This is a genomic window from Bifidobacterium imperatoris (assembly GCF_002860405.1).
Classification (GTDB): domain Bacteria; phylum Actinomycetota; class Actinomycetes; order Actinomycetales; family Bifidobacteriaceae; genus Bifidobacterium; species Bifidobacterium imperatoris.
The window spans coordinates 1-15,786 of the sequence record NZ_NMWV01000017.1; the positions used below are offsets into that span (position 1 = coordinate 1).

A 15,786-nucleotide genomic window follows, 5' to 3' on the forward strand; every position below is an offset into this window, starting at 1 on the left:
TCATACCCGACGACAAGCGAGAGGAGATCGAACACACGCTCGCGACCGTGAACCCGGCCGAGCTCGTCCGCCGCATCCACGACATCCAGGACCGGCTCGAAGCACTGGCGGCACCGCGCACCGCGCGGCTGGCCAGACGCATGGGCCCGGACATGGCATACTTGAACAAGACGCTCGCCCGGATCGCGGGCGTCGAACCGGAAGACGACGAAACCCCACAAGCCGACGCGGACTAGGATTTCACGCTCACCACAGGTGAGGCACCACTCCGGATTACGCGCTCATTTTCAAATGAGGCACCTCGGGCCGGAAGTTTCTTCGCCATCGATGGCCCTCCTCACTCATCTCTGCCTCAACATTCTACAAGACTCTCTCCTGACGCGTATTGCATCATGAGTAATGCAGAAGGCCCTGCGCTACGTTCAAAACCTGTCCCGGTAGACGAATAACCGGCTTATAGAAGAACCGTGGCAGATTTCACTGTCCCGGTTGCGCTTTTTGGGCTTTTTTCGGGAACCGTGGCAGATTTCAGTGCGCACCAGCACGGAGCGTAAATCAAAAACCGCAGAATTCCACCATTGTGCATTCTGCGCGATGGCGATGTAAGCGGATAATTTGTCCCGGTACGCAGAAATCGGTTGAAATCTCGTACCGGGACACAAAAGAATGTCCCGGTATGCGAATCAAACGATTAACGCGCGTACCGGGACAATGTGTTGAGCCATGAATCATCCGTTTTGCAGGGATAACCGCCAGGGGAAGGCGGCTATCCCTCGATTTCAGGCTGCCTATTTCTCTGCTTGACTATCGTCAAGCCTGAAGAAGGCCGGAGAGCCCACTGGGCTCTCCTAAGCCGGAGATTGAGGAGTATTACTCCTCAATCTCAGGCTTGCCTTCTTCAGCCCATAACGTGTGGAACACACCGGGCTTGTCTACGCGGCCGTAGGTGTGGGCGCCGAAGAGGTCGCGCTGCGACTGGGTCAGAGCGGTGGGCAGACGCTTGGAGCGCAGGCCATCGTAGTAGGCCAGGGAGCTGGAGAACACCGGAGTCGGGATGCCGGCTTCGATAGCGCGAACAATCACGCGACGCCATGCATCCTGGGATTCGCCGATAATCTTCTCAAAGTACGGATCGAACAGCAGGGAAGCCGGCGGGTTGTCACCCTTGAAGGCCTCGGTGATGCGGTCGAGCAGGAACTGCGCGCGAATAATGCAGCCGCCACGCCAAATGCGAGCAACCTCAGACAGGTTGATATCCCAGCCGTATTCCTTAGCACCATCCTGAATTTCGTTCAGACCCTGAGCGTAAGCCACCACCTTGGAAGCGAACAGCGCCTTGCGCACGTCCTCCACGAATGCAGCCTTATCTTCGCCAGCCAGATCAATCGTCTTGTTCGGGCCAGCCAGGCCTTCCTGCTGAGCGGCCTCACGCAGCTCACCATGAGAAGACAACGCACGGGCGAACACAGCCTCACCAATGGCAGCCACCGGAGAACCAAACTCCAAGCCGGTCTGGACAGTCCACGTACCAGTGCCCTTCATGCCAGCGTGATCGACGACCACGTCCACAAACGGCTTGCCGGTCTCGGCATCCTTGTGGTGCAGAATCTCGGCGGTAATCTCAATCAGGTAGGAGTCAAGGTCGCCCTTGTTCCACTCCTCGAACACGTCGCCAATCTCCTCGGCATCCATGCCCAGGCCGCGGCGCAGAATATCGTAAGCCTCGCCAATCACCTGCATATCGGCATACTCAATGCCGTTGTGCACCATCTTGACGAAGTGGCCAGCACCATCGGTACCAATATGAGTCACGCACGGCTCACCATTGACCTTAGCGGCAATGGACTCAAGAATCGGGCCCAGCGTCTTCCAGGATTCCGCAGTGCCACCCGGCATCAGAGACGGGCCGTTCAGCGCGCCTTCCTCGCCACCGGACACGCCGCAGCCCACGAAGTGGAAGCCCTTGGCGCGAACTTCCTTCTCGCGCTTGATGGTGTCCTTGAAGAAGGAGTTGCCGCCGTCCACAATGATGTCGCCCGGCTCGAATACCTCTTCAAGCTGCTCGATCACAGCGTCAGTCGGAGCGCCAGCCTTGACCATGATGATGGCGGTGCGCGGACGCTTCAGCGATGCCGCGAACTCTTCCAGCGTCTTGGCCGGCACGAAGTTGCCCTCAGTGCCGTGCTCGTTGATCAGCTTTTCGGTACGAGAATAGTGACGATTGAACAGGGCAACCGTATTACCGTGGTGCGCCAGGTTACGCGCCAGATTGGAACCCATTGCGGCCAGTCCAATAACACCAATGTTTGCTGTAGCTTCGGCCATCTGCCTTGCCTTTCCTGCAATATTTAGGAACGATTCTTCCGGAACCCAAGTCTATCCTTGACCCCGGAGTCACGCACGGTCAGTCTTACGCTCTTCGCGTACTGATGGTCTGAAGATCTATCTGTTGCGGCAAGGTCGTGGATGCTGGGATGTGCAATGTCCGACACACTCAAGGCCGTTCGGCCAAGCCTACGGTCTGACATTGCACATCCCAGCATCCACTTACTTTGTAGTCAAAGTTCTGTTTGCAGTCGGCAGTAGCCCTTTTAAAACCTACATACGACCGGCTTTGGTGGGGTCTATGGTCATGGTTTGGAAGCGGGCGGCCATGTAGTCGTTGTTGTAGTGCTCGCCGAACCACATGGCGGCGGGTGAGGTTTGTGGCTGGCCGGCGAGCCTGCCATACCAGCAGTCGAGCGCCATGAGCGTGAATGCGATGTCGATAATCATCAGTACTGCGCATATGGTGGTCAGCGAATAGCGCACTTTCCAGGGGATGCGATTGATGAGTGCCAGCATGCGCGGCAGTAGCCAGCGCACCCAGACTAGGCCGATGATGCCCCAGAAAAACATGTATTTGCCGGAGGTTCGGCCATCGATGGAGAGCCATTGGCCGGTGTAATCCCATGCGGTAATACCGAACGCGACTTCCATGAACCAGCTGGTGCAGTACTCGAAGGTGCCGCCGATGATGGCCGATGCGCAGAAAATCAAGCCCGCGTTGGCTTTCCATAGGCGATTCAAGAAAACGGTGACCAGTACGGCACCGCAGCCATAAATTGGCGAGAACGGGCCCCACAGCAGCCCAGCGCGATCCTGTAATTCACCGTGATACAGCGCGAAATGATAGATGGTTTCGACAATCAATCCGCCCACTGAGGCAATGGTGAACAGCCAGAAGATATTGAAGAAGTCCAGTGCAATGTAGCCCTTGCCGGACTGGTCGCGGCCCAGCATGCCGGCTGCGACTGCGGAATCATATTCATCGCGATCATCCATGCGCTTCAGCGCACGCTGCAATCGGCGTTCTTCACGCAGGGAGGGGTCTGCGGTAGCGGAAATCACCACAAGAATGACCATCTGGATTGCCGGCAAAACCAGATTCCAGCCGAAGCCCTGCAATGCCAGCGACAGCATGCCTTCCGCCAAGGTAAGCGGCATCAGCACGTACGCCCATCGTGCAGCATATCGACGTCGATTACGCAATAACAGCACACCAAAGATGATGAGGCAAGCTGCATTGACGATCAGCACCAACGCATGCGCTGCAGAGAGAATGAATGTCAGACTCATAGCGTCGACATGCACTCGTCCGGCAAGAATCTCGCGCACGCTGTAGATGCTGGCGAATACCGTAAACGGCAGCACAGCAAGACTATCAAGCAGAATCAGCACACCATAGATGCGGGCGAGCAACGGTAGTCGCTTGGCGTCGAGATCCATACCTGCACCGTCAAGTTCGTCTGCCACCAAATCGGCCACCATGGCCGATTGAGCTGCGGCATTCGCGGCAGATGCGGCAGTCTCAGTAACCTCAGCAGTCTCGGAGGTCTCAGATGTGCTCGCTGATTCTTTGTCATGCGTCATACGTCCACGCTATCAGGGGTTCGGCGACACGCCGTATGACTGTGCACGTTTCCAGTATTTCCAGTCTCTCACAATCGTTGCAATACCAAAGAACTTGCAAATCATCTTTATTAGCGTATATTTAGTGACTGGAAACGTGCACAGTGCTGTTTCAGGTTTGGTCAGCTGTAGACGACTGCCGACCAAGAAGTCGCAAACCAAAGCAACGCCGTGCACACCGACACAACGATGTTCATTGCTCAACATCAACGAGGAGACACCATGGCATTACTGCCGAATCCCATCGTGCTGCAGCGCGCTGATCCATTCGTGCTGCGCACCGACGATGGTTACCTATTCACGGGCTCATACCCGGTATACGATCGCATCACCTTGCGTCGTTCCAAGACCCTTTCCGACTTGCAGCAGGCCGAAGAACACACCATTTGGAAGAAGCATGAAAGCGGCACCGGCGCGATGAGTGAACTCATCTGGGCTCCGGAAATCCACCGCGTGAACGGCCAGTGGGTCATCTACTTCGCCGCCGCACACACCACGGCAATCGACCCGGTTGCCGACACCTTCCAGCACCGCGTATTCTGCCTGACCTGCGACGACGCCGACCCCATCACCGGCACCTGGACCGAGCGCGGCCAAGTCGACACCGGCATGGACACCTTCGCACTCGACGCCACCACCTTCGTGCACACTGACGGTCAGCAGTACCTCATCTGGGCTCAGCAGGACCTCAACATTGAAGGCCATTCCAACCTGTACATCGCCCGTATGGAAAACCCGTGGACCCTGGCCACCAAGCCGGCCATGCTCAGCAAGCCGGAACTGGATTGGGAAAAGATTCGTTTCATCGTCGAAGAAGGCCCGGCGGTCCTGAAGCACGGCGACAAGATCTTCGTGACCTTCTCCGCCTCCGGCACCGGCCCCGAATACGCAATGGGCATGCTCACCGCCAACGCGGACGCCGATCTGCTCGATCCGGCCAGCTGGACCAAGTCCACCGAACCGGTGTTCACATCCGACGAAACCGTGCGCCAGTTCGGCCCCGGCCACAACTCCTTCACCACCACCGAAGACGGCCAGGATGTGCTCATCTACCACTGCCGCAACTACGTGGAGATCTTGGGCGACCCGCTGTTCGATCCGAACCGCCACGCTCGCATGGGCTTAATCACATGGAACGAGGACGGCACTCCGAACTTCGGCACTCCGCAGATGGACACCCGCTGGACCCCAGCCACAACGGATGTGCTGCCGGCAGACGGTCATCTGGATATCGACGAGACGCTCTGATCAGACTCTCCCGTACCGCACTGCAACACCTCAACACTTCCAATAACTTCCAATAATCCGTAGCCTCACACTACGCAACCACTCACCACACATCACTACACATTAAGAAACGAGTCATAATCATGGCACAGGAACAATCAACCTCCCTGCTGAGCTCACTGAAGCGCGGCATCTTCTGGAACTTCGGCGGACTCTACTTCTTCTACTTCGCCGTCTGGCAGCTCATCTTCACCTTCCTGCCGTACTGGTTGAAAGGCCCGGCCGGCATGGATACCACCGCATCCGGCCTGGTGTTCTCCATCATGTCGTTCGGCGCACTGATTCTGCAGCCAATCTTCGGACCGATTCAGGATCGCCTCGGCTTGAAGAAGGGTCTGTTCATCTTCGTTGTCTGCTGCATCCTCTTCCTCGGCCCGCTGTTCCAGTGGGTGTTCCTGCCGCTGATCGGCGCTAACCAGATTCTCGGCGCCATTGTGATGGGCGCTTACCTGAGCCTGTGCCTGAACGGTGGCGTTGGCGTCATCGAGGCATACAACGAACGTTCCTCCCGCGCTTACCACTTCGAATATGGCCACGCACGTCTGTTCGGCTCCCTCGCCGGCGCTACCGCTTCCTTCGTGGGAGGCATTATGTGGGCCAAGAACACCGGCAGCATCTTCTGGGCAATGACCTTCTGCGCAGCTGTTCTGCTCGTGCTGATTTCCATCGTCAAGCTTCCTGAAGACCACATGGCCGGCGCAGTCCAGGCTGAGGATTCCAACAACGGCGAAGACAACGAGCCGATCTCCCGCGAAGAATGGATGTCCATCTTCAAGAACCGCAGCTTCTGGGGCTTCTGCCTGCTCATCATAGGTTCTGCCACCATGTATGACGTGTTCGATCAGCAGTTCCCGAACTACTTCGCTTCCTTCTTCTCCGACGCTACTGCCGGCGCAACCTTCTTCAGCCGTGTGGTCTCCGTCCAGATTCTGCTCGAAGCCATCTGCATGCTGTTCATGCCGGCCCTGATCAACAAGATCGGCGCTAAGACTGGCCTGCTGATCTACGGCGGCATCCTGTTCGTGCGCGTGCTCGGCTGCGCCTTCATCAACACGATTCCGATGCTGGTGTTCTGGCGTCTGCTCGCCGCTCTGGAAATGCCGTTCATGCTGGTGTCCGTGATGAAGTACATCACTCGCGTGTTCGATAAGCGCCTGTCCGCCACGGTCTACATGTACGGCTTCGGCACCGCCAAGCAAATCGGTCTGACCATCTTCTCGCTGGTGATGGGCAACATGTACACCCAGCTCGGCTTCCACCACGCCTACCTGCTGCTGGCTGTGCTCATCGCAGTGTTCGTGATCGGCGGCTCCCTGCTCATGCGCTCCGACAGCAAGGTTGCACAGGTCGAGGCCTGATGAAACCAGCGTTGCGCTGACCACTGATATCAGTCAGTAAGAGCGCAATCGCATAACGCAACTCCATAAGGAGCCAAGTACGAATGGCCGCATTGCCCACTGGCATTGCGGCCATTCTTTATGCCGATATTGCCGGCGCGGCAACGACTACCGGCTACAATAAGAGCGTCTTCCACTTCCGCGGACCGTCTACACCAGTAAAATCCGCATGAAAGGTTTCGAGTGAACCAGCATAAAGCGACCATCCACGACGTTGCACGTATTGCCGGCGTCTCCCGCGCCACAGTGTCCCGTTATCTCAACGGTCGCAAATGGGTGAGCCAGGATGCTGCGGCAAACATCAAAGCCGCCATCGAACAGACTGGCTATGTGGCGAATAGTCACGCCCGCGCACTGGTTACTGGGCGCGCAGGATCAGTGGCTTTCCTGCTGGGTGAGCCGCAAAAACTGCTGTTTGAAGACCCGAATTTTGCTGCTTTACTGCGAGCTGTGGCAGACGAGCTCGGCAAACGCGGCGTTTCCTTTATTTTGATGACTACTGATGATCAGAGTGAAGCGAAGCGCAATCTGGCTTATCTGCAGGCCGGTCACGTGGACGGTGTGATTCAAGTGGCGTGGCATAAGGATTCCAGTGAGATGCTAAACGGTTTGGTTCAGGCTGGAATTCCTACAGTGATTGCTGAGCAGCCGTCCGATGAAACGTTGCCGGTTGGCTATGTGCACGTCGAGGATTACGGCGGCGCACGCAAGGCCTGCGAATATCTGCACGAGTGCGGCGCCAAACATATTGCTATGATTGCTGGCCCGGCAGGACCGAGCGGTACTCGTGACCGTATGCACGGTTTCCTTGATACAGTCGCTACGTTTGATGATGATTCCAATGCCGCCAGCCGCATTGCTCATGGTGATTATTCCGCCAGCAGCGGCGAGGTTGCGATGGCTCAGCTGCTTGATGCTGACCCTGATATTGATGGCGTATTTGTTTCCTCCGATACGATGGCAGTCGGCGCTATTAAAGAACTGCGCACGCGCGGTCTTTCGGTTCCCGATGATATTCAAATCATCGGCTTCGATGATTCTTCAGCCGCCATGCTGGCCGACCCACCGCTGACCACAATTCGCCAGCCATTCCAGGCCATCGGCAAGCACTTGGTGGATCAGCTGATGCGCATTATTAATGGAGAACAGCCTGTCGGCGTTACGCTGCCCACCGAACTGGTGGTTCGCGACAGCACGCGGTAAATACGGAATTGGCCTGACGGCCAATGCTATTTTTCCCGCAGCCTTTGGCTGCTCTCCTACTCCCCCTCAGTCAGCTTCGCTGACAGCTCCCCCGACAGGGGGAGCCGGAAACGCGCGCTCCACAAGATGCTGGATTCAACGCTCCCCTGGCAAGGGGAACCATAATCGCGTCATCTTGGCTCCCCCTGTCGGGGGAGCTGTCGAACGCAGTGAGACTGAGGGGGAGTAGGAGAGCGGCCGCAGGCCGCGGGAAAATAGCATCGGCCGATAGGCCGATCCCACAACCACCACCCCACCCCATCGCTTTCAGGAAACGTCCAAAAAGCTTCCAGAAATCATTTCCGCAATTTACGGGCTCTCTTATCGGCCACTCAAGCTCGCATTAGGCCTTTCGCTGTGTACTTAAATCATCACAGACAAACAATGTTCGGTTGCACTCCACCGCAAGCGCGGGATGCAACCGAACAGTCTCGCGAAAGGAACCATCATGTCCAGCACATCTTCGTTCGGCAAGCGGCGGGCGACTTCCGGCGACGGCAGCCATAATGCCTGTCAATTCGCGCATATGCCGCTTGGCAAAGCAGCTGCCGCTGCGGCTGCAATCTCTTTGGTCACCGGATTTGGCTATGGCATGGCGGGTACCGCTATTGCGGGAAGCCTTGGCTGGGGCAGCTCCTCCGCCTCCTCAAACGCCACCTTGCAGGGCCAGCCCGGAGGCGGCGGCGCGGACACCATGAGCTACGACTACACCGGCACTTACACCGGTGCGCTCACCGCAGACGGCGAAGAAGTCACTTCGGATGGCGAAACTACCTCGGCTACCGACTCCGATCAGAACACCGCGCTCGCGCAGAACGGCGGCGTACTGACGCTCACCAACGCCACGCTCAACAAGTCTGGCGATTCGGATAATGCCGATAACAACAACTTCTATGGCACCAACTCCGTATCGCTCACGGTTGGCGAGGACTCTAAAACCATCATCTCCGACTCCTCCATCAACGCCACCAGCTCCGGCTCGAATGGCATCTTCTCCACCGATTCCGGCACTGTGCTGGCCAATAACGTAACCATTAACACGTCTTCCGACAACTCGCGCGCCCTCGATGCCACCTATGGCGGCACGATTCTGGCGAGCGCCATTACCGCCACCACTAAGGGCGACCACAGCGCCACCATTGCCACTGATCGCGGCGGCGGTTCCATTTCCGCCACCGACTCGAATCTCAGCACTGCAGGCTCCGGCTCTCCGCTGCTGTATTCCACTGGTGATGTTCAGGTATCCAATGTGACTGGAACGTCTTCCGGCTCGCAAATCGCCGGCATGGAAGGCTTGAATACGATTCTGATTAAGGATTCCACCTTGACCAGTACCGTAACCGGCAAAACCGCGAGCGATCCGGTGGCCAATGGCGTCATTATCTACCAGTCCACTTCGGGCGACGCCGAATCCACCACTGGCGAGCACGCCACCTTCCAGGCGGCTGACTCCACGCTGAAGTCCGCCATCGAATCCGGCTCAATGTTCTACTTCACGAACACCACTGCCGACGTAGTGCTGTCCAACACCACGCTTGACTTCGATTCGTCCAAGGCCGCGCTGATCACCGCTGCCGGCAACGACTCGAATAACTGGGGTTCGGCTGGCTCGAACGGAGCAACGGTAGTGTTCACCGGTCGCAATCAGACATTGAACGGCACGGTAAGCGCAGACACGATTTCTTCGGTGACGCTGAACCTGCTCGACGGCTCGACTTGGACCGGTAACGCCAGCATCACCGAGAACGCGAGCGCCACCAGCAGCTCCACTTCCGATGCTCCCATCACCGTGAATGTGGACGGCACTTCGACCTGGGTGGTAACCGATGACACTACGGTTTCCGCCTTGAATGTGGCCGACGGCGGTTCGGTGGTTGATTCGGACGGCAATACCGTAACCATCGTGGCTGGCGGCAAAACAGTAGTCAAGGGCACTGGTTCGATAACCGTGACCGTGACCGGCGACTACAGCACCACACTTCCCGACTCCGCTACCGGTGACGATACTCAGCTGGACAGCGATCTGATTGACCGCTCTGATTTCGACAGCGCATTCGGCACCTCTACCACGTGGAGCATGTGATTCGGCAAACCTCACCAGCAATCCTCCAAACCACTACTCCACCCGTCTCCCATCTCTTAGCTTCCATTCGTATCCCCACTATCAATCGCGGCAATACAGACCGCACATGCTTTGAAAGGAACTCATCATGACCAGCAACAACACCAACCCCACCCCGTTCACTCCGAACACCACCACCCCGACTTCATTCGCTCCGAACACCACCAATGACCACATGGAAAATACCACCCCTGCAACCGCACAGAACATCGCCCCAGCAGTTCCGGCACCTAATCGCTTTGCAGCACCTGGAGCTGGCAATGGCGCAGCAGCCAAGACCATCACCGGTAAGGCTGTAGCAATTATCATCGGCATCAGCTTGGGCTGCGGCATCCTCGGCGGACTTGGCGGCGGCCTGGCTTATGGCGCTATCTCCCACAGCGGTTCCAGTTCCTCCACCAGCCAGCAGATGCAGATGCCTAGCGGCGGCATGCAGGGCGGTCAGTCTCAGGGTCAGGGTGGCATGCCGGGAGGTATGCCGGGCAGCTCCGATTCCTCCAACGGCCAGTCCCAGGGCGGCAGCACTGACGGCAACTCGAGCTCCGGCTCTGATTCTTCTAATTCTTCCGGCTCCACCGGCTCCTCCAGCCAGCAGAGCAACGATGGTACCGACACCGGCACCATCGAAAGCTGATTGGCTTCGTTAGGCGTCAACCCGCATGACTACCCCTCAGTCGGCTTCGCCGCCAGCTCCCCTGACAAGGGGAGCCTTTATAGGGGTGCAACCAGTCCGAGCACCTCAATCCAATAATTAGCCACAATGCCCAGCGGCGCACGATTATGCGGTGCGATTACGCTGGGCATTGCCATATTCAGCCACAAATCTCCCGGCACAGTATTACGCTACTCTATGCGTAGCGCTACGGTTAACGTATCGCTACGGAAAACGTAGCGATACTACAGCAAGCAACAAGCTCCGGGGGTATTCAGTGGGCAACATTCTCAAGGTCCTCAAGCGCGATTTCATGCGCCTGTTGAAGGTACCGACCTCGTGGGTGATTCTCGTCGGCATGGTATTCATCCCGCCGCTGTACTCCTGGTACAACATCGTGGGCTTTTGGAATCCATACGGCAACACCAAAGGCATTACCGTTGCCGTGGCCAATAACGATGCCGGCACCGACAACGCACTGATCGGCAAGCAGAACCTTGGCGGCCAAATCGTCAAGCAGATGAAAAACAACGACCAGCTCGGCTGGACGTTCGTCACTGAAGCCGAAGCCATGGATATGGTGCAATCCGGCAAAGCATATGCAGCCATTGTTATTCCCAAAGACTTCTCCGATTCGCTGGCAGGAGTCGTAACCGGCGGCGAATCCAAGCCAACGCTGGAATACTACGTCAACGAAAAAGCCAGCGCCATCGCACCAAAAGTCACCGATGTGGGAGCTTCCACCGTGGATCGCACGGTGAACTCCACCTTTGTTTCCACTGTTTCCAAAGTTCTGACCGAAGTCATCAATAAGGCAGGCGATACCGCTCTGGCCACCGGAGATAAAGCCAAAGCCAAAACAGTAACCACGCTGAACGAAGCTTCCAGCGATGTGCAGCGCACGCGCGACTCCATCAGCAAACTGCAAGATAAGCTCGATCAAGCTCCCGAGAAAACGCGCACTGCCCGCCAAGCATTAGAAGATGCTCGCAAGCTCGGCATTGATGCAGCCGAAGGATTAGCCGGCACATCGAAGCTTATCGGCACCACACAAACCAGCTTGAATAATTTCGTCACATCCACGTCGGGCGCGTTGGACGAAGGCTCAAGCCTGCTCAGCCAAGCTGCTTCACAAGCGAATCAGAACATCGGCACCATAACCGGAGCCATAAATTCCGCGAACCAGCAAGTCGGCGGCATGCTGAACACCGCTGAAGATATCAATCAAGCCAATGCGGATATTCTGGCAACCCTGAAAGAACTGCCCAACGCCGATCAGGAACCGCTGAAATCCGTAATCGACAAGCTTGATAAACGCAACAGTCAGCTCGCCAACACTCTCGGCAATCTGAGCAGCCTGAACAACACCATCGGCAGCGCATCACAGAATACTGCCGGTCTGGCCAATAATCTCAACACTGCAACCCAAACCACCTTGCAGGCCACCAATGATGCCCGCAGCACCTTGGTTTCTGGCGCATTGCCGCAGCTGAACACCGGCTTGAACACTATTAGTTCCACTGCCACTACGCTCTCGAATGATCTGACTTCGCAGGATTCGCTGATCAGCCAATCCAAGGATGCTCTCGATCAGTTAGACAAGGCAGCGGCCTCCACGAAAACAGCGCTCGATGATACCGATCAGGCACTGGCTACCGTGCAGGATAAGCTCAGCACACTGGCCACCGATATCAAGGCAATGAGCATTTCCACCTCGCTCGGCTCCCTGATTGACAGCGACGGCTCGCTGGACGCCAGCAAAATCGCTGATTTTATGATGTCCCCCACCGTTATCAACGAAAAGACCATTTACCCAGTGGCTTCGTATGGTTCCGGCATGGCACCACTGTTCACCACGCTGGCACTGTGGGTGGGCGCCTTCGTGCTGGTGGTGATTCCTAAGCTCGAAACCGATAACGACGGCATTGAGAATCTCACACCCACTCAAGGCTATTTGGGCCGATTCTTCCTGCTGGCCACGCTGGCTTCCGCACAAGGCCTGGTGACAGGCATCGGCGACCTCGTGCTCGGCATGCAATGCGCCAGCATCCCCGTGTTCCTGCTGACCTGTTGGATCACCTCGCTGGTGTACATGTCGTTCATCTTCGCGCTATCGACCACATTCATGCATGTGGGCAAGGGCGTATGCGTGGCCATGGTGATTTTGCAGGTACCAGGCGCTTCCGGCCTCTACCCCATTGAGATGATGCCGAAGTTCTTCCGCGTGATCTATCCACTGCTCCCGTTCACCTATTCCATTGACGCAATGCGTGAAACTATTGGCGGCTTCTATGACGGCCAATGGTTCAGCTATATCGGCAAACTGCTGATCTTCGCCGTGCTCGCCTTCCTGCTCGGCTTGGTGGCCCGCCCGAAGCTCGCCAATCTGAACCGTTTGTTCGCCCGCGAAATCGAAGAAAGCGACATGATTATCGGCGAACCAGTGCATATCGAAGCGAATGAATACCGAGTCACCCAGGCGATTGCCGCACTGGCCAATCGCACTGAATACAAGCATGCCATCGAACGTCGTGCAGCTAAGTTCACTCAGCAGTACCCGAAGCTGCTGCTGGGCGCGCTTATCGCCGGATTCGTTGTGCCAGCGATTCTTATCATCGTCTTCTCGCTCACTACCAGCGAGAAGATTGTGGTCATGGCCACTTGGCTGGCTTGGGTGCTGATCATTATCGGCTTCCTTATGGTGGTGGAATACATGCGCGATTCGATTCGCCGCCAAACCGAGCTCGGTAATCTGTCCGACGAATCGATTCGCTCGATGCTCTACGGCCGCCATGCAGAATCCGCCGCAGGAGGCGACGCGCCAACCACGCGCATACCGCCTATTTCATCCCTGAACACCAAGAAGGCCACCATCGCCAATCTGCCGAACCTTCACGGCATTGGACAAACCAAGGAAGGCAAGCACGCACGATGAGCACGATCTGGAAACTGTTTATTGGAGACGTGAAGCGTCTGACCAGCAATGTGGTCTCCATCATCATTGTGATCGGCTTGGTGATGATTCCCGGCCTGTTCACCTGGTTTAACGTGGCTGCATGCTGGGATCCGTTCTCCAACATGTCGAATCTGAAGTTCGCCGTGGCCAATGTGGATGAAGGCTATCGCTCTGATTTGATTCCGGTCAAGGTTACGGTTGGCGATCAAGTAGTGAATGCGTTGCGTGCCAACAGTCAGCTCGACTGGACAATTACTTCCAAGGACGATGCTGTGGATGGCGCGAAATCCGGCAAATATTACGCAGCTATTGTGATTCCGAAGTCCTTCAGCAAAGACATGATGACTTTCTTCTCCGATGATATGAATCATGCCAAGCTGACCTACTACCGCAATGAGAAGAAGAACGCGCTCGCTCCGAATCTGCTCAACGAGGGCACGGACGAGGTGGCCGCGGAAATCAACACCACGTTCGCAAAAACCATTACGGCAGCAGGGCTTGAGATTGCTTCTTCGCTGGCCGATCAGCTCGACAAGCCGGAAGCCAAGCAGCAACTGACTGCGTTCAATACGAATGTGGCCAATTTTGCCACGCAGCTCAATAGCACGGCGGATATGCTCGGCACGTACAGTGCGTTGACTGATTCGGCGCAAACCTTGCTGGAGACTTCCAACAGCCTTATTCAGCAGGCTTCCGGTTCGGCTTCAACCGCCAGTAAGAATCTCAAAAGCGCTAAGCAGGGCATAACCGAGGTTGCTGGCGCTCTCAATACCACCACTGATGCGATGGGTAAGGCTTTGGATTCCAGCGCCAGCAGCTTTGGCGCGGTTTCCGATTCGATTGACAACCTGTATCAGGATGCCAACAATGGCTCTACTACTGTGGCCAAAGAACTGGATGCACAGGCCAGTGCTGTGGGCGATCAGATTGCGCAATACACCACGATTCGCAATACGATTGCCGGCATTGTGGGAGAGAATGCGGCTGTGGTCAAGGCTCTGGATCGTTCGATTGCTAGGCAAACCAAGCTGCAGCAGGCTTTGAATAAAGCTGCTGATGATATTCGCCAGAAGAACTCGGATGTGCAGAATCAGCATCAGCAGATTAAGGATTTGGCAAATCAAGCGAAAAGCAGCATCGCCAGCGTGAAGTCAGACTTTGCAACGAATGTGAAGCCGCAAATTGAATCGTTGGCTTCCTCTGCTTCTGATGCTTCGAGTATTCTGCAATCCAGCTCAGCTCAGTTGAAAACAACGCTGGGCGACGTTGAAGATACCTCCAGTGATGCGAGCACGATGCTGACCGATGCTCGCGAGACGCTGAATAAGGTGTCTGACAAGCTGCGCAAGGCTGGGACTGAGCTGACTTCGTTCAATACCAAACTTGCAGACGCATTGAATAGTGGCGATATGAGCATGGTCAAGGAAGTGCTCGGCAATGATCCGGAAACGCTGGCCAGTACGCTGGCTGCTCCGGTGCAGTTGAAGCGTAAGGCTGTGTTCCCGGTGGCGAACTTCGGTTCTTCGATGGCGCCGTTCTATACGCTGATTCCGCTCTGGGTGGGCGCATTGCTTATGGTGGTGACGTTGAAGACCACAGTGTCTCGTAAAACCCGCCGCGAACTTGGCAATCCTCGCCCGCATCGACTGTTCCTTGGCCATTACGGCATATTTGCATTGATTGCATTACTGCAGGCTACGGTATCGTTGTCTGGCGATCTGCTGTTCCTGCATGTGCAAGCTGTGCATCCGCTGCTGTTTATGCTGTCCGGCTGGCTGGGTTCGCTGGTGTTCTCGTTCTTCACGTACACGATGGTGGTGAGCTTCGGCAATGTGGGTAAGGCTATTGGCGTGCTTATGCTTATCGTGCAGATTTCTGGCGCGAACGCAGCCTACCCGGTTCAGGTGCTGCCGGACTTTATTTCCAAGGTGAGTCCATTCTTGCCGCTGACGCATGTGGTGACGATGATGCGCGCAGCCATCGCCGGTATTTACGATCTGGATTATTGGAAGGCTGCCGGCATGCTGCTGGCCTTCGTGCCACCGCTGCTCCTGCTTGGCTTGCTGCTGCGCAAGCCGCTGGTGAAGTTCAACCAATGGTATGTGGCTCAAGTGGAAAGCACCAAGGTGCTCAGCTGATGTTCGGCACAGAGAAAGAAGAAGCGATGGAAACCGTATCC

Annotated in this window: 9 protein-coding genes and 1 pseudogene; 8 read left to right on the forward strand and 2 right to left on the reverse strand. The window is 56.4% G+C overall.

Going from position 1 to position 15,786, the window contains the following annotated elements:
• Window positions 1–236 (forward strand): annotated as a pseudogene (locus tag Tam1G_RS06940) (integrase catalytic domain-containing protein); the annotation flags it as partial.
• A 634-nt stretch (window positions 237–870) separates the two neighbouring features.
• Here Tam1G_RS06940 and gndA read toward each other — a convergent pair.
• Window positions 871–2,325 carry an NADP-dependent phosphogluconate dehydrogenase gene (gene gndA, locus Tam1G_RS06945; protein WP_101625961.1) on the reverse strand — a complete coding sequence of 485 codons (1,455 nt, stop codon included), beginning with the start codon at window positions 2,323–2,325 and terminating at the stop codon, window positions 871–873.
• 273 nt (window positions 2,326–2,598) lie between these two features.
• On the reverse strand, window positions 2,599–3,810 hold the full coding sequence (locus Tam1G_RS06950; RefSeq protein WP_242689718.1) for a putative ABC transporter permease: 1,212 nt from the start codon (window positions 3,808–3,810) through the stop codon (window positions 2,599–2,601).
• A 363-nt stretch (window positions 3,811–4,173) separates the two neighbouring features.
• Here Tam1G_RS06950 and Tam1G_RS06955 point away from each other — a divergent pair, with 363 nt between their 5' ends.
• The 7 genes from Tam1G_RS06955 to Tam1G_RS06985 all read left to right on the forward strand — a co-directional run bounded on the left by Tam1G_RS06955 (window position 4,174) and on the right by Tam1G_RS06985 (window position 15,745).
• The gene (locus Tam1G_RS06955; protein ID WP_101625963.1) at window positions 4,174–5,199 is read left to right on the forward strand and encodes a glycoside hydrolase family 43 protein; all 1,026 of its coding nucleotides are present in this window, start codon (window positions 4,174–4,176) and stop codon (window positions 5,197–5,199) included.
• A gap of 122 nt (window positions 5,200–5,321) precedes the next feature.
• A complete protein-coding gene (locus tag Tam1G_RS06960) occupies window positions 5,322–6,596 on the forward strand; it encodes an oligosaccharide MFS transporter (protein WP_207553094.1) in 1,275 nt (424 codons plus the stop codon).
• A 222-nt stretch (window positions 6,597–6,818) separates the two neighbouring features.
• Complete coding sequence (locus tag Tam1G_RS06965; RefSeq protein WP_101625964.1) at window positions 6,819–7,838, forward strand: LacI family DNA-binding transcriptional regulator; 1,020 nt, start codon at window positions 6,819–6,821, stop codon at window positions 7,836–7,838.
• A 487-nt stretch (window positions 7,839–8,325) separates the two neighbouring features.
• Entirely contained in the window at window positions 8,326–9,960 is a 1,635-nt protein-coding gene (locus Tam1G_RS06970; RefSeq protein WP_101625965.1) for a beta strand repeat-containing protein, read from the forward strand.
• Between the two features lie 127 nt (window positions 9,961–10,087).
• The gene (locus tag Tam1G_RS06975; RefSeq protein WP_101625966.1) at window positions 10,088–10,633 is read left to right on the forward strand and encodes a hypothetical protein; all 546 of its coding nucleotides are present in this window, start codon (window positions 10,088–10,090) and stop codon (window positions 10,631–10,633) included.
• 295 nt (window positions 10,634–10,928) lie between these two features.
• Window positions 10,929–13,586 carry a YhgE/Pip domain-containing protein gene (locus Tam1G_RS06980; RefSeq protein WP_101625967.1) on the forward strand — a complete coding sequence of 886 codons (2,658 nt, stop codon included), beginning with the start codon at window positions 10,929–10,931 and terminating at the stop codon, window positions 13,584–13,586.
• Complete coding sequence (locus Tam1G_RS06985; protein ID WP_101625968.1) at window positions 13,583–15,745, forward strand: YhgE/Pip domain-containing protein; 2,163 nt, start codon at window positions 13,583–13,585, stop codon at window positions 15,743–15,745. The genes Tam1G_RS06980 and Tam1G_RS06985 overlap by 4 nt, the downstream gene beginning before the upstream one ends.
• Window positions 15,746–15,786: the final 41 nt, after the last annotated feature.